Origin of the sequence: Pararoseomonas sp. SCSIO 73927 (genome assembly GCF_037040815.1) — a bacterium.
GTDB lineage: Bacteria > Pseudomonadota > Alphaproteobacteria > Acetobacterales > Acetobacteraceae > Roseomonas.
Map to the genome: position 1 here is coordinate 4,133,979 of NZ_CP146232.1, position 25,008 is coordinate 4,158,986.

25 protein-coding genes and 2 riboswitches are annotated in these 25,008 nt (G+C 72.2%); of the genes, 17 read left to right on the forward strand and 8 right to left on the reverse strand.

From position 1 onward, the window contains the following. Positions 1 to 230: 230 nt before the first annotated feature. The 4 genes from VQH23_RS19500 to VQH23_RS19515 are packed head-to-tail and all read left to right on the forward strand — an operon-like array spanning position 231 to position 3,686. Positions 231 to 1,223 carry a beta-propeller fold lactonase family protein gene (locus VQH23_RS19500; protein ID WP_338662386.1) on the forward strand — a complete coding sequence of 331 codons (993 nt, stop codon included), beginning with the start codon at positions 231 to 233 and terminating at the stop codon, positions 1,221 to 1,223. 2 nt (positions 1,224 to 1,225) lie between these two features. Beyond that, positions 1,226 to 2,014: a polysaccharide deacetylase family protein gene (locus tag VQH23_RS19505; RefSeq protein ID WP_338662387.1), complete on the forward strand. Its 789-nt coding sequence runs from the start codon at positions 1,226 to 1,228 to the stop codon at positions 2,012 to 2,014. After that, positions 2,014 to 3,003, forward strand: a complete 990-nt coding sequence (locus tag VQH23_RS19510; RefSeq protein WP_338662388.1) for a sterol desaturase family protein — start codon at positions 2,014 to 2,016, stop codon at positions 3,001 to 3,003. Before VQH23_RS19505 ends, VQH23_RS19510 begins: the two co-directional genes overlap by 1 nt. Positions 3,004 to 3,044: 41 nt before the next feature. Next, a complete protein-coding gene (locus VQH23_RS19515) occupies positions 3,045 to 3,686 on the forward strand; it encodes a hypothetical protein (RefSeq protein WP_338662389.1) in 642 nt (213 codons plus the stop codon). Between the two features lie 12 nt (positions 3,687 to 3,698). On the opposite strand, the gene VQH23_RS19520 is transcribed toward VQH23_RS19515, so the two are convergent. Both VQH23_RS19520 and VQH23_RS19525 read right to left on the reverse strand, forming a co-directional pair. After that, positions 3,699 to 4,754: an LLM class flavin-dependent oxidoreductase gene (locus tag VQH23_RS19520; protein WP_338662390.1), complete on the reverse strand. Its 1,056-nt coding sequence runs from the start codon at positions 4,752 to 4,754 to the stop codon at positions 3,699 to 3,701. Positions 4,755 to 4,816: 62 nt separating this feature from the next. Then, a complete protein-coding gene (locus tag VQH23_RS19525) occupies positions 4,817 to 5,158 on the reverse strand; it encodes a hypothetical protein (RefSeq protein ID WP_338662391.1) in 342 nt (113 codons plus the stop codon). Positions 5,159 to 5,301: 143 nt separating this feature from the next. Further along, positions 5,302 to 5,533, forward strand: a riboswitch (cobalamin riboswitch). Positions 5,534 to 5,650: 117 nt separating this feature from the next. Between VQH23_RS19525 and metE the strand changes: the two genes are divergently transcribed. The 7 genes from metE (at position 5,651) to VQH23_RS19560 (ending at position 13,657) form a co-directional block, all read left to right on the forward strand. Continuing rightward, positions 5,651 to 7,981: a 5-methyltetrahydropteroyltriglutamate--homocysteine S-methyltransferase gene (gene metE / locus VQH23_RS19530; protein ID WP_338662392.1), complete on the forward strand. Its 2,331-nt coding sequence runs from the start codon at positions 5,651 to 5,653 to the stop codon at positions 7,979 to 7,981. Between the two features lie 88 nt (positions 7,982 to 8,069). Beyond that, positions 8,070 to 9,035, forward strand: a complete 966-nt coding sequence (gene metF / locus VQH23_RS19535; RefSeq protein WP_338662393.1) for a methylenetetrahydrofolate reductase [NAD(P)H] — start codon at positions 8,070 to 8,072, stop codon at positions 9,033 to 9,035. A gap of 122 nt (positions 9,036 to 9,157) precedes the next feature. After that, positions 9,158 to 10,333 (forward strand): ABC transporter substrate-binding protein, encoded by a 1,176-nt coding sequence (locus VQH23_RS19540; protein WP_338662394.1) that lies wholly within the window; start codon positions 9,158 to 9,160, stop codon positions 10,331 to 10,333. Between the two features lie 10 nt (positions 10,334 to 10,343). Then, on the forward strand, positions 10,344 to 11,204 hold the full coding sequence (locus VQH23_RS19545) for a branched-chain amino acid ABC transporter permease (protein ID WP_338662395.1): 861 nt from the start codon (positions 10,344 to 10,346) through the stop codon (positions 11,202 to 11,204). Further along, positions 11,201 to 12,193 (forward strand): branched-chain amino acid ABC transporter permease, encoded by a 993-nt coding sequence (locus tag VQH23_RS19550; protein ID WP_338662396.1) that lies wholly within the window; start codon positions 11,201 to 11,203, stop codon positions 12,191 to 12,193. The genes VQH23_RS19545 and VQH23_RS19550 overlap by 4 nt, the downstream gene beginning before the upstream one ends. Further along, entirely contained in the window at positions 12,190 to 12,954 is a 765-nt protein-coding gene (locus tag VQH23_RS19555; protein ID WP_338662397.1) for an ABC transporter ATP-binding protein, read from the forward strand. Before VQH23_RS19550 ends, VQH23_RS19555 begins: the two co-directional genes overlap by 4 nt. Continuing rightward, positions 12,947 to 13,657, forward strand: coding sequence for an ABC transporter ATP-binding protein (locus VQH23_RS19560; RefSeq protein ID WP_338662398.1), 711 nt, complete (start codon positions 12,947 to 12,949; stop codon positions 13,655 to 13,657). The genes VQH23_RS19555 and VQH23_RS19560 overlap by 8 nt, the downstream gene beginning before the upstream one ends. Before the next feature lie 54 nt (positions 13,658 to 13,711). Here VQH23_RS19560 and VQH23_RS19565 read toward each other — a convergent pair whose 3' ends face one another. Next, the gene (locus VQH23_RS19565; RefSeq protein WP_338662399.1) at positions 13,712 to 14,845 is read right to left on the reverse strand and encodes a 5-methyltetrahydropteroyltriglutamate--homocysteine S-methyltransferase; all 1,134 of its coding nucleotides are present in this window, start codon (positions 14,843 to 14,845) and stop codon (positions 13,712 to 13,714) included. Positions 14,846 to 14,912: 67 nt separating this feature from the next. Next, a riboswitch (cobalamin riboswitch) is annotated at positions 14,913 to 15,091 on the reverse strand. A 349-nt stretch (positions 15,092 to 15,440) separates the two neighbouring features. On the opposite strand from VQH23_RS19565, the gene VQH23_RS19570 reads away from it, so the two are divergent. Further along, positions 15,441 to 15,914, forward strand: coding sequence for a copper chaperone PCu(A)C (locus VQH23_RS19570; RefSeq protein ID WP_338662400.1), 474 nt, complete (start codon positions 15,441 to 15,443; stop codon positions 15,912 to 15,914). A gap of 153 nt (positions 15,915 to 16,067) precedes the next feature. Here the strand turns inward: VQH23_RS19570 and mntR are convergent, their stop codons facing one another. After that, positions 16,068 to 16,553, reverse strand: coding sequence for a manganese-binding transcriptional regulator MntR (mntR, locus tag VQH23_RS19575; protein WP_338662401.1), 486 nt, complete (start codon positions 16,551 to 16,553; stop codon positions 16,068 to 16,070). Positions 16,554 to 16,731: 178 nt separating this feature from the next. On the opposite strand from mntR, the gene VQH23_RS19580 reads away from it, so the two are divergent. Genes VQH23_RS19580 through VQH23_RS19595 form a run of 4 tightly spaced genes read left to right on the forward strand, consistent with a single transcriptional unit; the run spans position 16,732 to position 20,392 of the window. Next, a complete protein-coding gene (locus tag VQH23_RS19580; protein ID WP_338662402.1) occupies positions 16,732 to 17,661 on the forward strand; it encodes a metal ABC transporter substrate-binding protein in 930 nt (309 codons plus the stop codon). Positions 17,662 to 17,671: 10 nt separating this feature from the next. Continuing rightward, positions 17,672 to 18,649 (forward strand): metal ABC transporter ATP-binding protein, encoded by a 978-nt coding sequence (locus VQH23_RS19585; RefSeq protein ID WP_338662403.1) that lies wholly within the window; start codon positions 17,672 to 17,674, stop codon positions 18,647 to 18,649. 10 nt (positions 18,650 to 18,659) lie between these two features. Continuing rightward, positions 18,660 to 19,526: a metal ABC transporter permease gene (locus VQH23_RS19590; protein WP_338662404.1), complete on the forward strand. Its 867-nt coding sequence runs from the start codon at positions 18,660 to 18,662 to the stop codon at positions 19,524 to 19,526. Continuing rightward, entirely contained in the window at positions 19,523 to 20,392 is an 870-nt protein-coding gene (locus tag VQH23_RS19595) for an iron chelate uptake ABC transporter family permease subunit (protein WP_338662405.1), read from the forward strand. The genes VQH23_RS19590 and VQH23_RS19595 overlap by 4 nt, the downstream gene beginning before the upstream one ends. A gap of 79 nt (positions 20,393 to 20,471) precedes the next feature. Here VQH23_RS19595 and VQH23_RS19600 read toward each other — a convergent pair whose 3' ends face one another. The 4 genes from VQH23_RS19600 to VQH23_RS19615 form a co-directional block, all read right to left on the reverse strand. Beyond that, positions 20,472 to 21,500, reverse strand: a complete 1,029-nt coding sequence (locus VQH23_RS19600; RefSeq protein ID WP_338662406.1) for an MBL fold metallo-hydrolase — start codon at positions 21,498 to 21,500, stop codon at positions 20,472 to 20,474. An 88-nt stretch (positions 21,501 to 21,588) separates the two neighbouring features. After that, complete coding sequence (locus VQH23_RS19605; RefSeq protein ID WP_338662407.1) at positions 21,589 to 22,284, reverse strand: type 1 glutamine amidotransferase domain-containing protein; 696 nt, start codon at positions 22,282 to 22,284, stop codon at positions 21,589 to 21,591. A 43-nt stretch (positions 22,285 to 22,327) separates the two neighbouring features. After that, positions 22,328 to 23,080: an SDR family oxidoreductase gene (locus VQH23_RS19610; RefSeq protein ID WP_338662408.1), complete on the reverse strand. Its 753-nt coding sequence runs from the start codon at positions 23,078 to 23,080 to the stop codon at positions 22,328 to 22,330. 163 nt (positions 23,081 to 23,243) lie between these two features. Continuing rightward, entirely contained in the window at positions 23,244 to 23,762 is a 519-nt protein-coding gene (locus VQH23_RS19615) for a DUF2721 domain-containing protein (protein WP_338662409.1), read from the reverse strand. A gap of 310 nt (positions 23,763 to 24,072) precedes the next feature. Here VQH23_RS19615 and VQH23_RS19620 point away from each other — a divergent pair, with 310 nt between their 5' ends. Next, the gene (locus VQH23_RS19620; protein ID WP_338662410.1) at positions 24,073 to 24,981 is read left to right on the forward strand and encodes a LysR substrate-binding domain-containing protein; all 909 of its coding nucleotides are present in this window, start codon (positions 24,073 to 24,075) and stop codon (positions 24,979 to 24,981) included. Positions 24,982 to 25,008: the final 27 nt, after the last annotated feature.

Genomic DNA, 25,008 nt, shown 5'->3' on the forward strand with positions numbered 1-25,008 from the left:
GCCGCGCGCCGGGCGGGCCCGTGCTACAGGACCCGCTGGAAGGGCGAGGCGGCCGGGCCGGAGATCCGGCCGGTCGCCGGCCCGTCGCAACCGGGGTGGCTGGCATGGGGCAGGAGCGGCGCGGTAGGGATGGTGCCGGGCCGCGGGATTCGTTAACCCACCCGGCCCATCCTTCGATACCCTGCGGGCGCGACGGCCGCGCCGCCCGACCTGCAGCCGGAGCCGTCACCATGCGTCGCCTCGCCCTCGCGCTGCCCCTTCTCGCGGCCTCCCTCCTGCCCGGCGCCGCCACGGCCGAGGTCGTGTTCGTGGTGAACTCCATGGACCCGGGCGTGCAGGTTGTGGATACCGAGACGCGGGCGGAGATCCGGCAGATCCCCGTGCTGAGGGAGCCGCACCATCTCGTTCTCTCCCCCGCGAGAGACGTGCTGCTGGTCGGAGATTCCGGGGGGAACGAGATCCTCTTCCTCGACCCCGCGACAGGCGAGGTGAAAAAGCGGGAGCGGATCGCCAACCCCTACAACCTGGAGTTCAGCCCGGACGGGAAGACCCTCGTCGTCACCGGGCTGCGGCGGGACCAGGTGGACATCTACGCCTGGGACGGACCGACGATGGGGCTGACCCTGCTCGGCCGCGTGAAGCCCGGCGACATGCCCAGCCACATCGCCTACCGCCCGGACAGCAAGATGGCCTACGTCACTGTCCAGGGCAGCCGCGCGGTCGCCGCGATCGACCTGGAAACCCGGCAGGTGGCCTGGACCCTCCAGGTGGGGCGGGAGCCGGCCGGGATCATCTGGCACAACGGCAGGCTGCTGGTGGGGGTCATGGGCGCCGACTACGTGGCCGTGGTGGACCCGGAGGCGCGGAAGGTGGAGCGCCAGATCAGGGTGGGCCGCGGAGCGCACGCGGTCTTCCCCTCGCCGGGCGGCGGGCCGATCTACGCCACCAGCCGGGTGGACAGCCGGATCACGGCGCTGGATCCGGTGACGCTGGACGTGATGCGCACCTACGAGGTGCCGGGCGGGCCGGACTGCATCTCCTTCGACGAGCACGGGCGGCTCTGGACCACACTGCGCTGGAACCGCCAGCTCGGGCTGCTGGACCCGGAGACGGGGGCGGTCACCACCTCGCCGGTGGGGCGTTCCCCGCACGGCATCTTCTTCCGGGCGAAGAGCCTGGTGCAGGCCCGGAACGAGGCGCCGGCCGCGCCGGTGGAGCGCTAGCCGTGGCGGCCGGCCGGTTTCCGGGGATGCGCCGGGCGGCGCTGGCCGGGCTGCTCGCCCTCGCCGCGCTCCCCGCCCTGGCACAAGGGCAGGCAGCCCCGGCGGCGTCCTGCCGTGGCACGCTGTACCTGACCATCGACACGGGCTGGTCGCGGGAGGCGGAGGAGATCGCCGCGATCCTGCGCCGCCGCGGCGTGCGCGCCACACTCTTCGTCGCGGACGAGCCCAGCGCCCGCGGGGACCGCACCCTGTCCGCCTCCTGGGCGGAGTTCTGGCGGGCGCGGGCGGCGGAGGGGCATATCTTCGCCAGCCACACCTGGCGGCACTGGTACTTCACCGGCGATTCCGGCCCCGGCCGGGTCCGCTACGCCTCCCGCCGCGCGGGGGAGGGGGCGGAGGTGCTGGACACGGCGGCGCTCTGCGCGGAGCTGGAGCGGCCGATCCAGGCGCTGAAGGCGGCGGTGCCGGATGCGCGGGTCCTGCCGCTCTGGCGCGCGCCGGGCGGGCGGACCACGCCGAATGCGGTGTCCATGGCGCGGCAGTGCGGGCTGGCGCACCAGGGCTGGACCGCCAACGGCTTCCTGGGGGACGAGCTGGATTCCGGCGCCCACCCGAACGCGGCGCTGCTGAACCGGAACCTGGCGAACATCCGGGACGGTGAGGTGCTGGTCATGCACTGGGGCGTGCGCAGCCGGCGCGAGCCCTTCGCCGGCATCCTGGAGCCGCTGATCGCCGGGCTTCAGGCGCGCGGCTTCTGCTTCGAGACCCTTCCCCCCGAGGGACGGCGTTGATGCTGGACACGATCTCCCGCGGCTACGACTCCTTCACGAGCTTCCTGTTTCAGAACGGGGTGCAGCCCCTGCTCTACGCCTTCGGGATGATGGAGTGGGAGGAGGACGCCTTCGCCTGGATGGACTTCATCGTCTTCGGGGTCATCCAGGTTCTCGTCGTCGTCGCCATCTGCCGCCCGCTGGAGGCCTGGCGCCCGGTGGAGCGCTGGGACGACCGCCGCGTGGTCTGGACGGACGTGACCTACACGCTGCTGGCGCGGCTGGGCGTGCTGCCGCTGATCGCCTTCGTGCTGCTGGCCGGGTTCCAGGCGCAGTTCGACGGCTGGCTGACCGACATGGGCTGGGTGCCGCCGACGCTGGAGACGCTGATCCCCGGCCTGGATTCCCGGCCGCTCCTGGCCTTCGCCCTCTACGTCCTGATCATCGATTTCGGCGAGTACTGGCGGCACCGGCTGCAGCACACCCTGCCCTGGTGGTGGGCGCTGCACTCCATCCACCACGCCCAGGAGAAGATGACCTTCTGGACGGATGACCGGAACCACGTGATCGACGACGTGATCGCGGCGCTCTGGGTGGGCGGGCTCGCGCTGCTGATCGGGGTGCCGCCCGGGCAGTTCCCGCTGATCATCCTCGTCATGCGCGTGGCGGAGAGCCTGTCCCACGCCAATGTCCGGCTCTCCTTCGGCGCGATCGGGGAGAGGCTGCTCGTCTCGCCGCGTTTCCACCGCTTCCACCACGGCGTGCTCTCGGCGGGGGACGAAGGGCGGAACTACGCGGTGCTGTTCCCGGTCTGGGACATGATCTTCCGCACCGGCGATTTCCGGCGCGACCAGTTCCCCCGCACGGGCGACCCGGAGGCGCCGGCGAGCCTCGTCCATGGCGGCTGGTGGCGGCAGCAGGTGGACGGGACGCGCCGCCTTCTCGGCGTGCTCTTCGGGACCAGGAAGAGAGTGGCGCGCGCGGTCGACGCGCCGGGGACGCGGACCTAAGCTCCCTGGGCGCCGCCGGGCCGGCGCCCGGAGGTCTTGGGATGAGCCGCATGGGACTTTGCCGGCAGGGGGCCGGGCGGGCGGCCGTGCTCCTCCTGCTTCTCGCCCTGGCGCGGTCGGGCCTGACCGCGGAGGGACCGGCCCGCGACACGGCGGCGGTCGTGGACGGCGTCCTCGCCTCGGGCGACGGGCGGGGGCGCGAGACGGCCTACACGGTCGACGGACTTCTCTGGACCTATGCCGTGCTGGACCGGTTGGGGCTGAACCTCGTTCGCCAGCGCTCCATGCCGGAGGGGGACGGCAGCGTCGAGATCGTCACGGCCATGGACCGGGCCACCCGCGGGACGCGGGAGGTGGTCTTCCGGGTCAGGCCCCGGCCCGACCGCCCCGCGGCCGAGGCCGAGACGGACCGGATCGTCCGGGCGGTGGTGACCTCGGGCGACGGCGCCTCGCCCGAGACGGCTTTCGTCGTGGGCGGGCGGATCGGCGCGGAGTACGCCCTGCTGCGGTACATGGGGCTGCGGTCCCGGCTGCAGGCGCTGGTCCGGATCCGAGGCTGCAGCTTCGATGTCCAGCACGCCCGAGAGGCCGGGCGGGACGAGGACCGGCAGGTCTACTTCAAGCTCGGCCGCGACGCGCTGGACCCTGAGGGGCCCTGCGCGCTGCAGCCCGAGGCGCGCTGAGCCCGGGGCGGCTCAGGAGGCCAGGCGCGCGGGCTCCGGGCTCAACCGGCGGAGCAGCGGCAGCACCTCCGTCCCGAAAGCCTCGAGCGAGGCGAGGACGCGCGGCGCGGGCAGGCCGGTGAAGCCCATGTACAGGCTCCAGTGGCTCGGCGAGAGGGTGTGGAAGTCCTCCGCCAGCAGCTCCGCCACGCGCCTGGCCGGGCCGATGGGCGCGTTCTCCATCAGCCACTCGATGCTCGGCTCCCCCTCGAAGGGGATCGATCGCATGAAGGCGCCGTCGCGCTGCGGCTCCTCCTCGCGGAGGGAGAGGGTGGTGCGGATGAAGCGCAGCATGCCCTCGGCCGCGCGGCGCATCTCGGCCGGGTCCTCGGTGACGAAGACGTAGCGCTGGACCGCGAGCCTCAGGGCGGAATCGGGCAGGCCGCCGGCGCGGAGGGCGGCCAGGAGCTTGTCCCGCATCGGCAGGGCGGCGGCCGCACGGCGATGGCCCTGGCTGATGAAGAGGGAGCCGCCGGCGCGGGCCGCGCGCTGCAGCAGCCGCGGCTCACCACCCGCGAGGAAGAGGGGCGGCACGGCGCCGGGGAAGGCGGCGATCGGCGCGTCCGGCACGGCGTAATGCTGGCCCGCATATCCCACCCGGCCGGTCGTCAGCCCCTGCGTGATGATGTCCCAGCCCTCCTCCAGCATGGCGGTGCGCTCGGCCATGGGGATGCCGTAGGTGCGGAACTCGTGCGGCTGGTGGCCGGTGCCGAGGCCCAGCATCAGCCGATTGCCGGAGAGCGCCTGGAGCATCCCTACCTCCTGCACCACGCGAAGGGGGTGGTGCAGCGGCAATACCACCACGGCCGGGCCGAGGCGGAGCCGCGTGGTCACCCCCGCGAGGTGCGACACCATCATCAGCGGGGAGGGGCAGACGGAGTGGCTGGTGAAGTGGTGCTCGGCGAACCAGGCGCCGTCGAAGCCCAGCGCCTCGGCCAGCATCACCTTCTCCACGGTCGTGCGGAGGATCTCCGCCGGCGTCTCGTCCGGGCGGTTCTGGGACATGAGGTTGAAGAGGGCGATGTCCACAGGGGATCTCCGGCTGCCGGGCCGGGGTGTAGCAGAAACGGGGCCAGCCGGGAGGCGGGCCCCTATCTCGCGCGGCCGACCTTGCGGGTCATGCCCGCATCCACCGCCCGGAGCCCGCTCCGCTCCGGCAGGGAGACCGGCACGCCGTTGCGGTCGCAGGGCACCACGGCGCGGCGGGTGAGGCCGGTCAGGCGCTTCAGGCTCGAGGTCCGCCCCTCCGAGTAGCCGGCGATCTGCACGTCGAAGTTCTCGGACCAGCCGCGCCCGACCGCGACAACCATGCCCCAGTCGCCCACCCGCCCCATGGCCATCTCGCCCCGCTCCGAGGCGCGGAGGCGGACAAGGTCGCCGACCTCGTAGCGCGAGACGTAGGGCCGGCCGTCCGGGTCGTAGCTGATTTCCATGGCGCCGCCGAAAGCTGGATAGGGCGGCGACTATCGGTCGTTTCGGTGAAGGGTTTACCAACGCGGCGCAGGTCAGGGCGCTCAGGGCGACATGTTCCTCATAAGGATATCTTTATGTCGCTTGACACCCGCGGCCGGCTTCGGTCAGATGCCGGGGTCGAGGTTCCCCGGCGCGCGACCCTGCGCCGGGGCTAAGAGGGAACCCGGTGCGGGCGCGAGAGCGCCGAATCCGGGGCTGCCCCCGCAACTGTGAGCGGCGAGCCGAGGTCCATCACGCGTCACTGGCGCAAGGGGTTCACGCCCCCGCGCCGGGAAGGCCGGGCCGGAGGCGTTGACCCGCGAGCCAGGAGACCTGCCCCGGCACATAACGTCCTCCGGCGGGGTGCCCGGTCAGGTCGCAGGTCTCTCACGGACGGATTCCGCCATCGGCGGGGTGCGCCCGCGCGACGGCTCGCGGCTGCCCACCGCGCCAGAACAGAGAAGGCGAGGTTCATGTCCGTCACTGTCGCATCGCTCGGTTTCCCCAGGATCGGCCCCCGCCGGGAGCTGAAGACCGCGCTTGAGCGCTACTGGTCCGGCAAGTCGGACCGCACCGCGCTGCTGGCGGCCGCGGCCGAGCTCCGGGCGACGGCCTGGGCGCGGCAGAAGGAGCTCGGCGTGGACCATGTGCCGAGCAACGACTTCTCCCTCTACGACCACGTGCTGGACACCAGCGCCATGGTCGGTGCCGTCCCCGCGGTCTACGGCTGGACGGGCGGGCCCGTGGACCTCGACACCTACTTCGCCATGGCGCGGGGCGCGCAGGGGGCTGAGGGGGGCGAGGCGCACGCCGAGTGCGGGCACGGCTGCACCCACAAGGCGGTGGACGTGCCGGCCGCCGAGATGACGAAGTGGTTCGACACGAACTACCACTACCTTGTGCCCGAGTTCTCCACGGGCCAGGCCTTCGCCCTCTCCTCCACGAAGGTGGTGGACGAGTTCCTGGAGGCGAGGGCGCAGGGCGTGCACACGCGCCCCGTGCTGCTCGGGCCCGTGACCTTCCTCCGCCTCGGCAAGAGCCACGCGGGCGAGGTGAACCGGGAGGAGTTGCTGCGCGCGCTGCTTCCCGTCTACGCCACGGTGCTGCGCCGCCTCTCCGCCGCGGGCGCCGACTGGGTGCAGATCGACGAGCCCTGCCTCGTGCTGGACCTCACCCATGAGGACCGGGCCCTGCTGGCCATGGCCTATGAGGCGCTGTCGAAGGCGGCGCCGACGGTAAGGCTGATGCTGACCACCTATTTCGGCGGGCTGGGCGACAACCTGGACGAGGCGGTGAACCTGCCGGTGGCCGGGCTGCACATCGACCTGATCCGCGCGCCGGATCAGCTGGACGCGGTGCTGGCGAAGGCGCCGGAGGGGCTGGTGCTCTCGCTCGGCGTGGTGGACGGCCGCAACGTGTGGCGCGCGGATCTGGAGGCGATCCTGGCGCGGGTGGCGCCCGTGGCGGCGGGCCGTGACATCGTGCTCGCCCCGTCCTGCTCCCTTCTGCACACGCCGATTGACCTGGCGCAGGAGACGGCGCTGGACGAGGACGTGCGGAGCTGGCTCGCCTTCGCCGTGCAGAAGCTCGAGGAGCTGGCGACCCTGGCCGGCGCCCTGAACGGGGGGCGGGAGAGCGTGGCGGGCGCGCTCGCCGCGTCCTCCGCCGCGGCCGCGGCCCGCAAGACCTCGCCCAAGATCCACGACGATGCCGTCGCGGCGCGGTTGAAGGCGGTGGATGCGGCGATGGCGCGGCGCGGCATGGGCTTCGCCGAGCGGCGCCGGCTCCAGGTCGAGGCGCTGGGGCTGCCGGCCTTCCCAACCACCACCATCGGCTCCTTCCCGCAGACCGAGGAGGTGCGCAAGGCGCGCGCCGCCCACGGGAAGGGCGCGATGACGGACGCCGAGTACGAGGCCTTCCTGCGCGAGGAGACGGCGCGCACCGTCCGCTGGCAGGAGGAGATCGGGTTGGACGTGCTGGTGCACGGCGAGTTCGAGCGCAACGACATGGTGCAGTATTTCGGGGAGCGGCTCTCCGGCTTCGCCTTCACGAAGCACGGCTGGGTGCAGTCCTACGGCTCCCGCTGCGTGCGCCCGCCGGTCCTGTTCGGCGACGTGTCCCGCCCGGAGCCGATGACGGTGGCGTGGTGGAACTACGCGCAGGGCCTGACGGAGCGGCCGATGAAGGGGATGCTGACGGGCCCCGTGACCATCCTCAACTGGTCCTTCGTGCGCGACGACGTGTCGCGCGAACGGGCCTGCCGCCAGATCGCGCTCGCCATCCGGGACGAGGTGACGGACCTGGAGAAGGCCGGCGCCAGGGTCATCCAGATCGACGAGGCGGCCCTGCGCGAGGGGCTGCCGCTGCGCCGCGGCGACTGGCAGCACTACCTGGACTGGGCGGTGGAGTGCTTCCGGATCACCTCCTCGGGCGTCGGGGACGCCACGCAAATCCACACCCACATGTGCTACTCGGAGTTCAACGACATCATCGCGGCGATCGGCGACATGGATGCGGACGTGATCTCGATCGAGACGGCGCGGTCGAAGATGGAGCTGCTGGGCGCCTTCGCCGATTACCGCTACCCGGCGGAGATCGGGCCGGGGGTGTACGACATCCACTCCCCCCGCGTGCCGGCGGTGGAGGAGATGACGGGGCTGCTGCAGGCCGCGCGCTCCCGCCTCTCGCCGGAGCAGCTCTGGGTAAATCCGGATTGCGGCCTCAAGACCCGCAAGTGGCCGGAGACCCGCGCCGCCCTGGTGAACATGGTGGCCGCGGCGAAGCGGGTCCGGGAGCTGGCGTGACGTGAGGACAGGACCGGGGGCCGCGCGGCCCCCGGCCCCGCAGGGCCGCCCGGATGCGCGGCCGTGAATAGCTAAGAGGGAACGGGTGATGGGAGAGATCGTGAAGCTGGCACCGACGCTGGAGCGCTGGCTGTCGGGCGACCGGGTGGGGCCGCTGCCGGCGCGGGGCGCCGACCAGCCCGCGCCGCTCCTCTCCTTCGAGTTCTTCCCGCCGAAGACGGAGGTGCTGGAGCAGCAGCTCTGGGCCTGCGTGCGGCGGCTGGCGCCGCTACGGCCGCGTTTCGTCTCCGTCACCTATGGCGCCGGGGGCAGCACCCATGCGCGCACCCACGCCACCGTCGCGCGCCTGGCAACCGAGACGGACCTCGTGCCGGCCGCCCACCTGACCTGCGTGGGCGCGACGCGGGAGGAGGTGGACGAGGTGGCCCGGGGCTACTGGGAGGCGGGGGTGCGCCACATCGTGGCCCTTCGCGGCGATGCCCCTCCCGGCACCGAGTACGCGCCCCATCCCGGCGGCTACGCCTATGCGGCGGACCTCGTGGCCGGGCTGCGGCGGATCGCGGATTTCGAGATCTCGGTCGCCGCCTATCCAGAGATCCATCCCTCTGCCCGGAGCCCCGACGACGACCTGGACAGCCTGAAGCGCAAGCTGGACGCCGGCGCCACCCGGGCGATCACGCAGTACTTCTTCGACACCGCGACCTACCTGCGCTTCCTCGAGCGGTGCCTGAAGGCCGGGATTACCGCCCCGATCGTGCCGGGGATCATGCCCGTGTCCAACTACGCCCAGGCCGCCAAGTTCTCCGCCATGTGCGGGACCACCGTGCCGGCCTGGCTGGGCGCTATGTTCGAGGGCACCGAGGACGACCCGGAGATGCGCCGGACCGTCGCCACCGTGGTGGCCTCGGAGCAGGTCCGCACCCTCCAGGCGAACGGGGTGGACGAGTTCCACTTCTACACGTTGAACCGCCCCGAGCTGACCTACGCCATCGCCCATGTCCTGGGCGTGCGGCCCAGGCCGGCCGAGGTGGCGACCCCCGCCGGGGCCGCCTGACGCGGCGGCCCGCGCCGATCCCTGCGGGGAGCGGAACGGCGGGAGCAGGAGCCGATCCGAATCGGCAGGCTGTATTACAAGGCGGATTCGAGGTAGCCCTTCGGACCACCGGGGAGAGAACGATGAACCGCCGCACCCTCCTGCTCGGCGCGGCCGGGCTGCCGCTGGCACCGGCCGTGCTGGCCCGCCCGGCGACCGCGCAGAACGCGCCCTTCCGGGTCGGTCTGATCCTCTCCATGACTGGCCCCTTCGCTTCGACGGGCAAGCAGATCGAGGCGGCCGTGCGGCTCTACGCCCGCCAGAACCCCGCCTTCGCGGGGCGCCCGGTCGAGATCCTGCTGCGCGACGACGGGGGCGCGGCCGACGCCACCCGCCGCCTGGCGCAGGAGCTGGTGGTGAATGAGAGGGTCTCGGCCCTTGCCGGCTTCGTCCTCACCCCGCATGCCCTGGCCGCCGCCCCGATCGCGGCGCGCGGGCGGGTGCCGATGGTGGTGATGTCCGCCGCCACCGCGACCGTGACGGAGGCCTCGCCCTTCGTGTTCCGGACCTCCCAGACCACGCCGCAGGTCACGGTGCCGCTGGCGGGCTGGGCGGCGGAAAACGGCATCCGCAAGGCCGTCACCGTCGTCTCCGACTACGGCCCCGGGCTGGACGCGGAGAAGTGGTTCGGCCAGCGCCTGGGCTCGGCGGGCGGCACGGTGGCGGAGGCGCTGCGCGTGCCGCTGGCCAATCCGGACTTCGCGCCCTTCCTGCAGCGCGCGCGGGATGCGACCCCGGAGGCGGTCTTCGTCTTCGTGCCCGCCGGCGTCGGCTCGGTCTTCATGAGGCAGTTCGCGGAGCGCGGGCTGAAGGATGCGGGCATCCGGCTGATCGCGCTCGGCGACGTGCTGGACGACGACATCCTGAACGGCATGGGCGATCCGGCGCTGGGCGTCGTCTCCTCCCATCACTACTCCGCCGCGCATGACAGCGAGGCCAATCGCCGCTTCGTCGCCGCCTTCCGCGAGGCGGCGGGGATGCGGCCGAACTTCATGGCGGCGGGCGGCTATGACGGCATGACCCTGCTGCGGCTGGCTGCCGAGAAGGCGGGCGCCGGCGCCGCCGGGCAGGTCCTGGCCGACGCGATGAAGGGCCTCTCCTGGGAGAGCCCGCGCGGGCCCGTCAGCATCGACGCGGCCACGCGGGATATCGTGCAGAACGTCTACATCCGCCGCGTCGAGCGGCAGGGGGGCGAGCTGTACAACGTGGAGATCGCCACCGTGCCCGCGGTGAAGGACCCGGCCAAGGCGGCCGGCTGATCCACGCCCCATGCTGACGGTCCTGTTCGACGGCATCGCCTACGGGATGGTGCTGTTCATCCTCGCCTGCGGCCTGGCCGTCACGCTGGGGCTGATGAACCTGGTGAACCTGGCCCATGGCGCCTTCGCCATGGCCGGGGGCTACGCGGCGCTAGTGCTGGTGAACGCCTGGGGCGTGCCCTTCCTGGCGGCGCTGCCGGTGGTGTTCCTGGCCACCGCCGCCCTGGGCGCGCTGATGGAGCGGACGCTCTACGTGCACGTCTACGCGCGCAGCCACCTGGACCAGGTGCTGTTCTCCGTGGGGCTGATCTTCATGGCCGTGGCGGTGGTGGACTATGCCGCGGGACCGAGCCAGCAATTCGTGAGGATCCCGGACGCGCTGCGCGGGCGGATCGAGGTGGCGGGCATCGGCATGGGGATCTACCGCCTGCTGGTCATCGGCATCTGCGGGGCCGTTGCGCTGGCGCTGCACCTGGCCCTGGCCGGTACGCGCTTCGGCAGCCGGCTTCGCGCGGCGGTGGATGATTCGCGCGTGGCGCGGGGGCTGGGGATCGATGTCGGGCTGATCTTCACCGTCACCTTCGCCGTCGGCTCCGGCCTTGCCGGGCTGGGCGGGGCGCTGGGGGCGGACATCCTGGGGCTGGATCCGGGTTTCCCGCTGCGGTTCATGATCTACTTTCTGATCGTCGTGACGGTGGGCGGCACGGCCTCCATCCCCGGCGCCTTCCTCGCCTCGCTGCTGCTCGGGATCGCGGATGTGGCGGGCAAGTACTACCTGCCCTCGATGGGTGCCTTCATCATATACGGGGTGATGCTCGCGGTGCTGGTCTGGCGGCCGCAGGGGCTCTTCGGGCGGGCGGGCGCGCGGTGACGGCCGCACCGGAGGAGACGGCCCGCCGGCAACTGGCGGGGCTGGCGCGCTGGCGCCCGGCGGAGATCGCCTTCTGGGCGCTGGTGCTGGCCGCCTACGCCGTGTTTCCGCAGCGCGCGGCGCTGATCGCGGAGGTGGCGGTGGTGGCCCTCTTCGCCCTCTCGCTGGACCTCGTGCTCGGCTATGCCGGCATCCTCACCCTCGGTCACGCGGCCTTCTTCGGATGGGGCGCCTACGTCGCCGGGATCGCCGCCTCCCGCGGGTTGGGGGACCCGACGCTCGGCCTGCTGCTGGGCGGCGGGACGGCGGGGGTGCTGGGGCTGCTCACCGCGCCGCTTGTGCTGCGCGGCGGCGACCTGACGCGGCTGATGGTGACGCTCGGCCTGGCCACCGTTCTCTTCGAGCTGGCCAACCGCTTCACTGGCCTGACCGGCGGCGCGGACGGGCTGCAGGGCATGATCGTCGGCCCGCTGCTGGGCCGGTTCGAGTTCGACCTCGAAGGGCATGTGGGCGCCGCCTACGCCCTGGCGGTGCTGTTCCTGGCCTTCCTGCTGCTGCGGCGGATCGCGCTCTCGCCCTTCGGCTGGGCGCTGCGGGCGATCCGCGCCAACCCACTGCGCGCGGCGGCGCTGGGCATCCCCGTTCGGCGCCGCCTGGTTGCGGCCTACACCCTCGGTGCAGCGCTGGCCGGTGTGGCGGGGGCGCTGCTGGCGCAGGTGACGGGGTTCGTGTCGCTCGACGTGCTCTCCTTCCAGCGCTCCGCGGATGGGCTGCTGGTGCTCCTGATCGGCGGGGTGGGCTGGCTCTACGGCGGGCTGGTCGGCGCGGTGGTGTTCAAGCTGATGCAGGACCTGCTCTCCAGCCTCACGCCGCAGTACTGGCAGTTCTGGATCGGCGCGCTGCTGGTCGTGCTGGTGCTGCTGGGGCGGGACAGGCCGCGCGCCTGGATAGCCCGGCTGCGCCGCCCGGCAGAGGGCGCCGCGCCGTGAATCCCGCGCTGGAGACGATCGGGCTGACGCACCGTTTCGGCGCCTTCCTGGCGACCGATAAGGTGAGCCTCTCCCTGCTCCCAGGCGCACGGCACGCGCTGATCGGGCCGAACGGCGCGGGGAAGACCACGCTGGTCAACCTGCTGACGGGCGTGCTGCGCCCCGGTGCCGGCCGCATCCTGATGGGGGGTGAGGAGGTGACGGGGCTGGCGCAGGACCGGCGCGTGCGGCGCGGCCTGTCCCGCACCTTCCAGATCAACCAGCTCTTCCCGGAGATGACGCCGCTGCAGAGCGTCTCCATCGCCGTCTCGCGCCGCATGGGGCTGGATGGCGGGTGGTGGCGCCGCCTGGGCCGTGGTGGCCCAGGGGCAGGGCACGTGGCGGAGGAGGCGGCGGAGATCCTCGGCCGCTTCGGGCTGGCCGACGCCATGGGGCGCCGCGTCGGCGACCTGCCCTATGGCCGCCAGCGGCTGCTGGAGGTGGCGCTGGCCATCGCCGCCCGGCCGCGCGTGCTGCTGCTGGACGAGCCCGCCGCGGGCGTGCCGGAGGCGGAGCGGGAGGACATCCTGGCCGCCGTCGCGGCACTTCCGCGCGAGGTGGCGGTGCTGCTGATCGAGCACGACATGGACCTGGTCTTCCGCTTCGCCGAGCGCATCACCGTGCTGGTCGCGGGCGCCGTGCTGATGGAGGGCACGCCGGCCGAGGTGGCCGCCGATCCCCGCGTGCGCGCCGTCTATCTCGGGGAGGGCGGGCATGGCTGAGCTGCTCGCCGTCAATGGCCTCTCCGCCGGCTATGGCGGCGCCGCGGTGCTGCACGGGATCGACCTGACCCTGGCGGAAGGGCGGTCGATGGCCGTGCTCGGCCGCAACGGCATGGGCAAGACGACGCTGCTGAACAGCATCGTCGGGCTGACCCGCCGCACCGTCGGCAGCGTGGCGCTGGCCGGGCGCGACATCACCGCCCTTCCGCCGGATCGGCGCGCGCGCGCCGGAATTGGCTGGGTGCCGCAGGAGCGCAACATCTTTCGGTCCCTCACCGTGGAGGAGAACCTGACCGCCGTCGCGCGCCCCGGGCCGTGGGACGTGGAGCGGGTCTATGCCCTGTTCCCCCGGCTGCGGGAGAGGCGGCGCAACGGGGGCGACCAGCTCTCGGGCGGGGAGCAGCAGATGCTGGCGATCGGCCGGGCGCTGGTGCTGAACCCGCGCCTGCTGCTGCTGGACGAACCCACCGAGGGGCTGGCGCCGGTGATCGTGGAAGAGGTGCTGGCGGCGCTGCGCCGGATCATGCGGGAGGAGGGGCTTTCCGCCCTCGTCGTGGAGCAGCACGCCCGCAAGATCCTGGGCGTGACGGACGAGGCGGTGATCCTGGAGCGCGGGCGCGTGGTGCACCGGGCCGAGAGCGCGGCGCTGCGGGAGGACGCTGCGGCGCTGGAGCGCTTCCTGGGCGTGTCCCGGGCAGGGTAAGGGGCAGGGCAGGGTAAGGGGGCCGGGGAGCGTGCTCCCCGGCCCGACCTGGACTCAGCGGCCCCAGAGTTCCTCGGACAGTTCCGCCACCAGGCGCAGCTTCGCCCATTGCTGCTCCTCGGAGAGCTTGTTGCCCTCCTGCGTGCTGGCGAAGCCGCATTGCGGGCTGATGGCCAGCTGTTCCATCGGCAGGAACTTTGAGGCGTCGTCCAAGCGGCGCTTCAGCTCGTCCTTGCTCTCCAACTCGCCGGTCTTGCTGGTCATGATGCCCAGCACCACCACCTTGTTGCCGCGCGGCACGAAGCGCAGCGGTTCGAAGCCGCCGGAGCGCTCGTCGTCGAACTCCATGAAGTAGGCGTCCACGTCGATCGCGTTGAACAGCACCTCGGCCACCGGCTCGTAGCCGCCGGTCGCGATGAAGGTGGACTGGAAGTTGCCGCGGCAGAGATGCATGGACATCGCCATGTCCTTCGGCCGCGCGCGCGTCGCGCGGTTGATCATGTCGGCGTAGATCTGCAGCAGCCCCTCAACGTGCTCGCCGCGGCGCTTCAGCCCCTCGATCTGCTGGGGGTCGCAAAGATAGGCGATGTTCACCTCGTCCAGCTGCAGGTAGCGGCAGCCGGCCGCGTAGAAGGCGCCGACCGCCTCCTCATAGGTCGCGCCGAGGTCGCCGAAGAACTCGTCCATGTGCGGGTAGACGGAACGGTCGATCGCCTCACGCCCGCCACGGAAGTGCACGACGCTGGGGGAGGGGATCGTCTGCTTCGGGATCGCCGTGCGCGTGCGGGAGGCGGTGTAGCGGAAATCCTCGATCATGCTGGGCTTCCAGCCGATCTTGCCGTTCACCCGCAGCTTATGGCCGAGGGTCGCGCCCTTGAAGGCCACCTTGTCCTCGGGCTCGTAGATCTCGATGCCCTCGAGGCCGCCGAGGAAGTCGTAGTGCCAGTAGGCGCGGCGGTACTCGCCATCCGTCGCGGCGCGCAGGCCGACCTCCTCCTGCTTCGCGATGGCGCGGGCGATCTGCTCGTCCTCCACCGCGCGCAGCCCGGCGGCGTCGAGGCGCCCCTCGGCACGGGCGGCGCGGGCCTCGCGCAGCGCCTGCGGCCGCAGGAGGCTGCCGACATGGTCGGCGCGGAAGCTGGGGAAGCTGGCGGCGCGCGGCCGGTCAATCGTGTCCGAATGGGACATGGCTGGGCATCCTGAGGTCGAAGGTCAACGTCACGGCCGAACCCCGGAAGAACCCCGTTCCCGGGCAGCGCGCCAAGGTCGTGCTGGCAGGTCTCCTCGCGCGCGCCTCGCCGCCCCGCGCCACCGGTCCGGTGCGATCCGGCGGCAGGTCGGGGTCGGCTCCGCGCCGAGGTCTGCGGGGGCAGCCATGGTCTTTCGCCATGTTCCCTTGAAGCCCTCCCGGGCACCAGCGATGCCGGTGTAAGGGGCGGGGCCAGGGGGCGTCAAATGGATGTGGAGAGGCCTTCACGGCTGGCCGCTCGGCAAGGTTCCGGACCAGGCTTGTCTGCCCGGGATCGTCCGCCCAGGCCCGTCCGCCCGTGACGGAGCGCTGCCGCTTCGCTAGGCTGCGACCGATGCCGGGGCGAGGTCGCCTTCCCGCCATCGGGCCGCAGGCCGCCGGTAGGCAGGGACAGGATCATGGGGCCGGACCGAACCCTGCCGTGCTCCCCGCCCACCAACCCATTACCTCTTCCCGACCCGGCTGCCGTGCCGATGCCCGCCGCCCGTGGCGGCCCGGCCCGGCCGGGAGCATGACCTAGCAGGAGACCCGACCATGTTCCTCACCCGTCGCGCCGCGATCGCAGCTATCGCCCTCGCGCCCGCCCTCGCCGCCGCGCAGCAGCCCTCCTCCGGCGGCGTCGCCGTCGAGCAGCCCTGGATGCGCGCGGCGATCCAGGGCGGCACGGGTGGCGCCTTCCTCACCCTCCGCAACGCCGGCACGGGGCCGGACCGCCTCCTCTCCGCCAGCAGCCCGGCCGCCCGCGCGGTGGAGCTGCACACGACGGTGCGCGACGGGGACGTGATGCGGATGCAGCCCGTGCAGGCGGTGGAGGTGCCGGCGGGCGGCAGCGTGACGCTCCGGCCGGGCGGGATGCACATCATGCTCATCGGCCTGGCGGAGGCCGCGCGGCCCGGCGCCACGGTGCCGCTGACCCTTCAGTTCGAGCGGGCCGGCGCGGTGTCCGTGCAGCTGGCGGTGCAGGCCGCCGGCGCGTCCGGCCCGGTGGGGCAGGGCCACCGGCACTGAGCCGAGGCCGGTGCTCCGGCGCGTCCTGACGGTCAGGCCGGGCCGGGGCTGAGAGGCGGCGAGGCGGCGAGGCGGCGAGGTGCCCTCGATGAGCGGGCGCTTCGCCGCAACAGCCCGGGCCACGCGGTCCGGCAGCGCGCACTTCCTGGGCGGTCAGTGCTGGCGGAGGAAGGCCGCGAACGCTTCCAGTGTCGCGTCGCTAACGTGGTGCTCCAGGCCTTCCGCGTCGCTCTCCGCGACCTCGGGCGGGACCCCCACGGCCTTCAGCAGGTCCACTACCACCCGGTGCCGGACCCGGACCTTGCGGGCCAGGGCGTGCCCGTCCGGGGTCAGGAACACGCTCCGGTAGGGCTTGGACTGGGCCAGCCCAAGCGCCTTGAGGCGGGAGATGCTCTTGATAGCGGTGGCGTGGGAGACGCCGAGGCGGCGGGCCAGGTCGGTCGGCCGGGCCTCGCCCTCCGTCTCCAGAAGGTCGTCGATCAGCTCGACGTAGTCCTCCAGCACGGCAGAGGCGCGGCCCGCGCGCGCGGAGGCGTGCCGGGCCGCCTGGGCGCCCTCTTCCGGCATCTCGGCAGGTAGGTCCTCCGCGGCGGGCGGCTTCCGGCCGCGCGGCCCGCGCTTGATGTCCTGGGCGGTCATGGAGGGCACCAAACTACCTGTGATGGCGACGGTGTTGCAACCGTGTCCAGATGGTGGAACACTGCAAGAGTTGTAGCCGGGGCTACATCATCGCGGCGCGGCGCTACCCGCCGGATGCTGCCGGCTGGTGCCGTTCGCCGGGCGCCGCCGGATGGCTGCGAAAACAGGGGAGACGAGGATGCATTTCGGGGTGACCAGGCGGCTGGCCGGCATGGCGGTGCTCGGCCTCGCCCTGCTGGCCGGTGGCGGGAAGGCGGCCGCGCAGGAGGCGCGGACCCGCCCGCTGCGCGTGGTGACCACCTTCACCATCCTGCAGGACATGGCCCGGAACGTGGCGGGCGAGGCGGCGGTGGTGGAATCGATCACCCGCCCGGGCGCCGAGATCCACGACTACGAGCCGACCCCGCAGGACGTGGTGAAGGCCCAGTCGGCCGACTTGGTGCTGTGGAACGGCATGGGGCTGGAGCGCTGGTTCGAGCGCTTCTTCCAGCGCGTGCGCGACGTTCCCTCCGCCGTGCTGACCGAGGGCATCACGGGCATCAACATTGCCGAGGGGCCCTATGCCGGGCGCCCCAACCCGCATGGCTGGATGTCCCCGGCCAACGCGGTGGTCTACGTGGAGAACATCCGCCGCGCCCTGGCCGCGGCCGATCCCCGCAACGCGGAGACCTACAACGCCAATGCCGCGCGCTACACCGCGGAGATCCGGGCGCTCGACGCCCCGATCCGCGAGCGGTTGTCGCGCATCCCCGACGACCGCCGCTGGCTGGTGAGCTGCGAGGGCGCCTTCTCCTACCTCACGCGGAACTATGGGATGCAGGAGCTCTACCTCTGGCCGATCAACGCGGAGGAGGAGGGCACGCCTCGGCAGATCCGCCGCGTGGTGGACACGGTGCGCCGCAACCGCATCCCCGTCGCCTTCTGCGAGAGCACGGTGAGCGACCGCGCCATGCGCCAGGTGGCGCGGGAGGCGGGCGCCACGTTCGGCGGCGTGCTGTACGTGGACAGCCTGACGGAGGGGGGCGGCGACGCGCCGAGCTACCTGAAGCTGCTGGAATACAACGCCAACACGATCCTTCGCGCGTTCCAGGCGCAGGCAGCGCGCTAGGGAACCGCCGATGATCATGTCTTCCGCCCGTGCCGCGGCCCTGCCGCGGCGGGACGTTCCCGCCTTGGGCTTCCTGGGTCTGGGCCGCCGCCTCTTCACCCGGGACGCCGCCGCGCCGCGCGTGGGGGAGGCCGGCGCGCGGGAGCCGGCCGGGCTGGACCTGCGGGTGGAAGGGGTGACCGTGGCCTACCCGAACGGCCAGGTGGCGCTGCGGGACGCCACCTTGCGGCTGGACGGCCCGACGGTTTGCGGGCTGCTCGGCGTCAACGGCGCCGGGAAGTCCACGCTGTTCAAGGCGGTGATGGGCATGGTGCGGCCGGCATCCGGCAGCGTCCGGATCGCGGGCCTGCCGGTCTCCGCGGCGCAGCGGCGCAACCTCGTCGCCTATGTGCCGCAGAACGAGGAGGTGGACTGGGCCTTTCCGGTCAGCGTGCGGGACGTCGTGATGATGGGCCGCTACGGCTACATGAACACCGTCCGCATCCCGTCGGCGGCGGACCGGGCGGCGGTGGAGGAGGGGCTGCGCCGCGTGGGCATGGAGGGCTTCGCCGACCGGCAAATCGGCCAGCTCTCCGGCGGCCAGAAGAAGCGCGTGTTCCTGGCCCGCGCCCTGGCCCAGGACGGGCGCCTGATCCTGCTGGACGAGCCCTTCGGCGGCGTGGATGTGACGACACAGGAAGCGATCATGGAGCTGCTGCGCGACCTGCGCGCGGAGGGGCGGATCATCCTCGTCTCCACCCATGACCTCGCGAGCGTGCCGCAGTTCTGCGACCGGGTGGCGCTGGTGAAGGGCACGGTGCTGGCCTCCGGCCCGACGGAGGAGGTCTTCACCCCCGCCGGGCTCGCCCACGCCTTCGGCGGATCCGCCGGCGGCCACCCGGCCGGCCGGGCGGGCGAGGTGGTGACGCTGGTCGAGGGCACGGGGGGCGAGCGGCTGGTCGTCGGCGCCGACGGAAGCGTGCTCGGCCGGCTGCGGCCGGAAGCGTGAGGGAGCGGCCGTGACGGAAGGCCTGCTGATCCCCTTCGAGTACGAGTACATGCGCAACGCCATGCTCGTCAGCACCGTCATAGGCGGCGTCTGCGGCCTGCTGTCCTGCTTCGTGGCGCTGAAGGGCTGGTCGCTGCTGGGGGACGCGCTGTCACACGCCGTGGTGCCCGGCGTGGCGCTGGCCTGGATCCTCGGCCTTCCCTTCGCGCTGGGCGCCTTCGCATCCGGCATGCTCGCGGCCTGGTTCATGGGCTTCGTCCGGCGCAACAGCCGCATCCGGGAGGACGCGGCGATCGGCGTGGTCTTCACCGCCTTCTTCGGCCTGGGCCTAGTGCTGCTGACCCTCTATCCCAGCAACATCCGCCTGCAGACGATCATCTTCGGCAACGTGCTGGGCATCGCGCCGGAGGATGCCGTCCAGATGATGCTCGTCGCCGCGGGGGTGCTGCTGGCGATGGCCCTGCGGGGGCGCGACATGATCCTCTGGGCCTTCGACGCTGGCCACGCCCGCGCGATCGGGCTGGACACGCGGCTGCTGCAGGTGCTGCTGCTGGGCTGCGTCGCCGCGGTGGCGGTGGCGGCCATGATGGCGGTGGGCGCGGTGCTGGTCATCGCCATGCTCGTGGCGCCCGGCGCCACGGCCTACCTGCTGACGGACCGCTTCGGGCGGATGATGGCGGGCGCGACCGCGATCGGCGCGGGAACGGCCTTCACCGGCGCCTGGCTCAGCTTTTTCCTGGACGGCTCCACGGGCGGCGTGATCGTCTCGCTGCAGGCGCTGATCTTCACGGCCGTCCTCGTGCTGGCGCCGCGGCACGGGCTCCTGGCCGGGCGGCGGTCAAGGCGGCAGGCGGCCGGGGGCGGGCAGCCGGCATGATCGAGGCCTTCCTCGCCCCTTTCCGCTACCCCTTCATGCTGGAAGCGATGGGCGTCGGGTCGCTGGTGGCGGCCGCCTGCGCGCTGCTCTCCTGCTACATCGTGCTGAAGGGCTGGTCCCTGCTGGGGGACGCCATCTCCCACGCCGTGCTGCCGGGCGTGGTGCTGGCCTCCGCCGCCGGGCTGCCGCTGGCGCTCGGCGCCTTCCTCGCCGGCATGGCCTGCGCGCTCGGCGCGGGTTTCGTGGGGAGTCACAGCCGGGTGAAGGAGGATGCGGCGCTGGGCGTGGTCTTCACCGGCATGTTCGCCGCCGGCTTGGTGATGCTCGCCTTCCTGACCACGGAGGCGCACGTCACCCACATCCTGTTCGGCAACATCCTCGGCATCGAGCCGGAGGATCTGTGGCAGACCCTGGCCGTCAGCGGCGCCACCCTCGGCGTGCTGGTGCTGAAGGGGCGGGACCTGAAGCTGTTCTGCTTCGACCCGGCCCATGCGCAGGGAATCGGGCTGAACGTCGAGGTGCTGCGCACCCTCTTCCTCGCGCTGCTCTCGGCCGCCGTGGTGGCGGGGGTTCAGGCGGTGGGCGTCCTCATGGTGGTGGCGCTGCTGATCACGCCCGGGTGCATCGGCTACCTGCTCTCGGACCGGTTCGGGCGCATGTCCGCGATCGCCACGGCCGCCGCCATCGGCTCCAACCTTCTCGGCATCCTGCTGAGCTTTCACCTCAACGTCTCGCCCTCCGGCAGCATCGTCGTGGTGCTCTCGGCTCTCTTCGCTCTGGCCCTGGTCCTCGCGCCCGGGCACGGGCTCCTTGCCAGCCGCCGTGCGCGCCGGCTGGCGGCAGCGCCCCGGTCCGCCGCGCCCTGAAGGCCTGAGGGTCGCGGCCCAAACGCCGGGACCGTTGCCGCGCGCGCTCCAGCCGCAGGTCCGTGCGGGGTGCCGGCGTCTAGAGGCCCGAAACCTCCCGGGGAAGCGGGACGTACTCGTACCCGTCGCCGAGCCGCGCGATGTGCCCGTGGCCGGGCCAGGGGAAGTGCCAGGCGAGGATGGCCGTGCGATCGGTCGCGAGCCGGTCGAGCATCCGCTCGCGCGTGCGGGCCGCGAGACCCCGGTCCGTGTCCGCCGCCACCTCCCAGCGCGGCCTGCGAAGCAGCAGGACGTGATGGTTCGCCAGGTCGCCCGTGTTGACGAGCAGCTTCCCCTCGGACTCGATCGCGTACATCGTGTGGCCGACCGTGTGCCCGGGGGCGGCGATCGGCGTGACGCCGGGGACGACCTCCTGCCCATCGCGGACCATGACCAGCCGGTCGCGGTAGGCGCCGAGGTTTCGCTTCGCGCCTTCGATCCGGGCGGCCATGACCTCCGGTCCCCGCTTGTTGCCGTCGTCGGTCCAGAAGGCGAGGTCCGCCTCGCTCAGCGCCACCTGCGCGTTCGGGAAGTTCGGCCGGCCCTCCGCATCCGTCAGCGCCCAGCAGTGATCGGAATGCGGGTGCGTCAGGGCGACGAGGTCGATCGCGCCGGGATCGATGCCCGCGGCGTGAAGGTTGGCCAGCAGGCGCCCTGTTCCCGGACCGAACATGCGGCTCCAGGATCCCATGCTCTCGCCCATGCCGGTGTCGAAGAGCACGAGGTGGCGCCCCGTGTTCACCACCAGCGCGTTCTGCCCGATGACGGCCATGTCCGTCGGCAGATAGGCAGCCTGCAGCATCCGGGCGATCTCCCCTTTCGCCGCGCCGAGCACGTAGCGCTCGGGCGTGCCCACCGAGAGCGGCCCGTCCGACACCACGGTCATCTCGAAGCGGCTATGCCCGAAGCGGTACCAGGCCGGCGCGGCGGTGCGGTGGAACGGGGCGGCGCCCTTCGCGGGCGCCGCGCCGAGACCTGCGAGGCTGCCCGCGGCCAGAAGGCCCCGTCGGCCCGGCTGGCCGGGTCCGGCCTGGCCTGCTTTCCCGGGGTTGTGATCGGGCTTCACCATGGCCGGTTCCTCCTTCAGATCCTGTTGCGCGCGGCCGTGCCCGGCGGCGACCCGCGCCGTCGCGGTGCCGCCACCGGCATCGGCCGCCTCAGGCCAGCGCGGCGATCACATCCCGGGCCAGTTGCGTGCTGGAACCGGGATTCTGGCCGGTCAGCAGGTTGCCGTCCCGCACGGTGAAGACGGCCCAGTTCGCCCTCTGCTCGAACACGGCACCGGACTTGCGAAGCGTGTCCGCGAGCAGCCAGGGCGCGTTGTCCGCCGTCCCGAACTCCACCTCCTCCTCATCGGTGAAGGACGTCATCCTGCGCCCGGCGAAGGGCCAGTTGCCGTTCCCGTCGCGCGCCGCCAGCAGCGCGGCCGGGCCGTGGCACACCGCGGCGATCACCTTGGCCTGCCGGTCCGCCTCGACCAGCACCCGCCCCATGTCGGGATCCTTGTAGAGGTCCTCCACCGGGCCGTGGCCGCCGGGGATGACGACGGCGTCGTAATCGGCGGCATCGATACTGGCGAGGGTGAGGGGCTTCTGCAGCCGCGCCCCGTTCCGCCCGAGGTAGCTCTCCATCTTCGCGGCGATCTCCTCGCCCACGATCTTGGGATCGAGGCTGCGCCCGTCGATGGTCGGCGCGGTGCCGCCCGGGCTGGCGAGCTCGACTTCCAGCCCCGCCTCGAGAAAGGCCTCGTCCAGGTCGACGAACTCCTGCGCCCAGACCCCGGACGGGTAGAGGGAGCCGTCGGCGCGCGTCCACCTGTCCGCGGCGGATAGCACGATCAGAACCTTGGTCATCCTGTTCTCCTGCTCTTTCGGCTGTTCCGGCGGGCCCGGCCGGTCAGATGTTCTGGCCGCCCGAGACCTCGATCCGCTGCGCGGTGATCCAGCGGTTGTCGGGGCTGAGCAGGCTCGCGATCGCCGGGCCGACATCGTCAGGGACGCCAACGCGGCCGAGCGCGATTATCCTCGCGAAGGCCTCGTTGTACTCCGGCGTGTCGCGCACGGCCCCGCCGAGGAAGTCGGTCTCGATCGCGCCCGGCGCGATCGTGTTGGCGGTGATGCCGCGCACGCCCAGTTCCTTGGCCATGTAGAGCGTCATGATCTCGACGGCGCCCTTGGCCGCCGAGTAGGCGGAGAAGCCCGGGGCGGAGACGCGGGTCAGGCCCGTGGAGAAGTTCACGATGCGGCCGCCATCGGCGAGCAGCGGCAGCAGCGCCTGGGTCAGGAAGAAGACCCCCTTCACGTGGACGTTGAAGAGCCGGTCGAACTGCGCCTCGGTCGTCTCGGCGAAGGCCGCCATCTCGCCGTGCCCGGCATTGTTCACGAGGTGGTCCAGGCTGTCGCGGCCCATTGTCTGAAGCGCCGAGCGGACCTGTTCGACGAAGGCGCCGATGGCCGGGATGTCGCCGACCTCGAGCTGGAGCGCGACCGCCCTGCGGCCGAGCGCCTCGATCTCCGCCGCGACGGCGCGCGCGTCATCGGCGCCGCTGCGATAGGTGAAGATGACGTCGCCGCCGTGGCGGGCGATGCTGATGGCGGTGTTGCGGCCGAGGCCGCGGCTGCCGCCGGTCACGAGCGAAGTGGTGGCCATAGAACCTCCAGAGTGCTGCTGAGACGAAGATCGGTTTCGCGGACCGCCCCGCTCTCCCGGCCGATCCTCACCGTTCCGGGACAGCGGGCGGCGGCCAGGACGAGGAGGAGGCGGGCCAAGCCGCCGGGATGGTCGGCGGCGCCGGTCCGCGATCTCGGCTGCTTCAGGGCAGGGAAGGGCGGAGCCCAGCTCCCGGCGCCCTGCCTCCGGTACCGGCGGGATCGCCGAGGTGGCGGTGAAGAACGAGCAGCGCCCGCCCGCACGAGGTCTCCCGGAAGAAGGCCACGGTCGATGCGAGAAGCAGGAGAAGTGCGACGCCTCCCGCCGCCATCACGGCAAAGCCGAAGGGCGTGGCCGGAAACCCGCTCACCCGCACCAGGAAGGCGCCGCTCAGGCAGGCGACCGTGGTGGCCGCGAAGAGGGCCGACGCGGCGCCGAGCAGGCCGAGACCCTTCAGCTGCAGGCGCACTCTCCGCTCCGCGAGCGCGAGGGCCGCGTCCGCGTCGAGATACTGCTGCGCCAGCCTGCCGTCGCCCGCGGAGAGCGAGGCGTGGAACTCGCGCCACTGCGTGATGGCGAGGCTGTAGCGGGTTGTCGCGCCGTTCTGCATGATGGCGCAGGCATTCGTCAGGATTGCCGTGCCGGCGGTGAAGGAAAGCGGCGATAAAGGGTCTTCAAGCATGACGGGGATTACCTTCCCGGGCGCTACGTGATGATGGCGTGGGTGGCTCGCTGGCTTGGACCGTGGCGACCGGCGCTGGGGATCGTCACCGTCCTTGGAGCCGACCCGCCCTGGTCCGCCGGTCCGGTACGCGTCCGGCCGTCGATCGCTCACCTGGAGGCGCGAGCCATCGTGTTCCCTTCCGCGGCATGGAACAGCCCATGCCTCTCCGGCAGCCACCCCTCGTCGTCGGGCTGCATGATGGGCTGTTCTCCACGGCGTTGAATGACTTCGTGTATGGGGTCGCCATACCCGGGAGGCATGGACAAGCATGGAGTTGCGGCACCTGCGGTACTTCGTGGCCGTGGCCGAGGAGGGAAGCCTCAGCGTCGCGGCGGAGAAGCGGCTCCACACCGCGCAGCCGTCGCTGAGCCGCCAGTTGCGGGACTTGGAGACCGAAGTCGGCGCCCAGCTATTCACCCGCAGCTCGCGCGGGGTGGAGCTGACGCTCGCGGGGCGGGCCTTCCTCGATCATGCCCGGCTCGCGCTCGGCCAGGCGGCGGAAGCCGTCGCCGCGGCGCGGCGCGCGGTCCGCCCGCCCAAGGCGAGCTTCTCGGTCGGCTTCCTCACGGGGCAGGAAGTGGAGTGGCTGCCGCACGTGACAGCCGTGCTCCGCAACCAGCTTAAGGACATCGACTTCAGGGTCTCGAGCGACTTCTCGCCGGACATCGCCGAGGCGGTCCAGCGCGGGGAGATCGATCTTGGCTTCTCGCGGGTCGAGCCGCAGCCGGATGTCAGCTACAAGGTCATCGCGCACGAGCCGATCCTCGTGATCCTGCCGGGCGATCACCCCCTGGCCGCCAAGGCCGAGATCGACGCGCGCGAGCTCGATCCGGAGGCGTTCATCGGGTACTCGGACACGCCGCACGTCCTGCGGGCGATCGTCGAGCGGTACTTCCGGGACCGGGGCGTCGTCGTGTCGCCGAGCCATTTCCTGGACGGCTTCGCGACGGGCATCTCGCTCGTCGCCTCGACGCGGGGCGTCACGCTTCTCCCGGCCTATGTCGTGCCGCTGCTGCCCGGCTCGGTGGTGAGCAGGCCGCTAAAAGGGAATGCCCCCGTCATCGAGGTCGCGGCCGGCTACCGGGCCGACAATCCCTCGCCCGTGCTGGACAGCTTCCTGGAGCGGCTCGACGAACTCATTTCCTCCCGCGCAGCGGCGCAGCGGCTGGAACGGTGATGATCTTCGGACACCGCTGCCGCACCG

What these genes read in the sequence shown, in the direction of transcription:
- VQH23_RS19500 (WP_338662386.1), top strand. Translation starts at nt 231, where the DNA reads ATGCGTCGCCTCGCCCTCGCGCTGCCCCTTCTCGCGGCCTCCCTCCTG.
- VQH23_RS19510 (WP_338662388.1), top strand. Translation starts at nt 2,014, where the DNA reads ATGCTGGACACGATCTCCCGCGGCTACGACTCCTTCACGAGCTTCCTG.
- VQH23_RS19515 (WP_338662389.1), top strand. Translation starts at nt 3,045, where the DNA reads ATGAGCCGCATGGGACTTTGCCGGCAGGGGGCCGGGCGGGCGGCCGTG.
- VQH23_RS19525 (WP_338662391.1), bottom strand. Translation starts at nt 5,158, where the DNA reads ATGGAAATCAGCTACGACCCGGACGGCCGGCCCTACGTCTCGCGCTAC.
- metE (WP_338662392.1), top strand. Translation starts at nt 5,651, where the DNA reads ATGTCCGTCACTGTCGCATCGCTCGGTTTCCCCAGGATCGGCCCCCGC.
- metF (WP_338662393.1), top strand. Translation starts at nt 8,070, where the DNA reads ATGGGAGAGATCGTGAAGCTGGCACCGACGCTGGAGCGCTGGCTGTCG.
- VQH23_RS19540 (WP_338662394.1), top strand. Translation starts at nt 9,158, where the DNA reads ATGAACCGCCGCACCCTCCTGCTCGGCGCGGCCGGGCTGCCGCTGGCA.
- VQH23_RS19545 (WP_338662395.1), top strand. Translation starts at nt 10,344, where the DNA reads ATGCTGACGGTCCTGTTCGACGGCATCGCCTACGGGATGGTGCTGTTC.
- VQH23_RS19560 (WP_338662398.1), top strand. Translation starts at nt 12,947, where the DNA reads ATGGCTGAGCTGCTCGCCGTCAATGGCCTCTCCGCCGGCTATGGCGGC.
- VQH23_RS19565 (WP_338662399.1), bottom strand. Translation starts at nt 14,845, where the DNA reads ATGTCCCATTCGGACACGATTGACCGGCCGCGCGCCGCCAGCTTCCCC.
- VQH23_RS19570 (WP_338662400.1), top strand. Translation starts at nt 15,441, where the DNA reads ATGTTCCTCACCCGTCGCGCCGCGATCGCAGCTATCGCCCTCGCGCCC.
- mntR (WP_338662401.1), bottom strand. Translation starts at nt 16,553, where the DNA reads ATGACCGCCCAGGACATCAAGCGCGGGCCGCGCGGCCGGAAGCCGCCC.
- VQH23_RS19580 (WP_338662402.1), top strand. Translation starts at nt 16,732, where the DNA reads ATGCATTTCGGGGTGACCAGGCGGCTGGCCGGCATGGCGGTGCTCGGC.
- VQH23_RS19585 (WP_338662403.1), top strand. Translation starts at nt 17,672, where the DNA reads ATGATCATGTCTTCCGCCCGTGCCGCGGCCCTGCCGCGGCGGGACGTT.
- VQH23_RS19595 (WP_338662405.1), top strand. Translation starts at nt 19,523, where the DNA reads ATGATCGAGGCCTTCCTCGCCCCTTTCCGCTACCCCTTCATGCTGGAA.
- VQH23_RS19600 (WP_338662406.1), bottom strand. Translation starts at nt 21,500, where the DNA reads ATGGTGAAGCCCGATCACAACCCCGGGAAAGCAGGCCAGGCCGGACCC.
- VQH23_RS19605 (WP_338662407.1), bottom strand. Translation starts at nt 22,284, where the DNA reads ATGACCAAGGTTCTGATCGTGCTATCCGCCGCGGACAGGTGGACGCGC.
- VQH23_RS19610 (WP_338662408.1), bottom strand. Translation starts at nt 23,080, where the DNA reads ATGGCCACCACTTCGCTCGTGACCGGCGGCAGCCGCGGCCTCGGCCGC.
- VQH23_RS19615 (WP_338662409.1), bottom strand. Translation starts at nt 23,762, where the DNA reads ATGCTTGAAGACCCTTTATCGCCGCTTTCCTTCACCGCCGGCACGGCA.
- VQH23_RS19620 (WP_338662410.1), top strand. Translation starts at nt 24,073, where the DNA reads ATGGAGTTGCGGCACCTGCGGTACTTCGTGGCCGTGGCCGAGGAGGGA.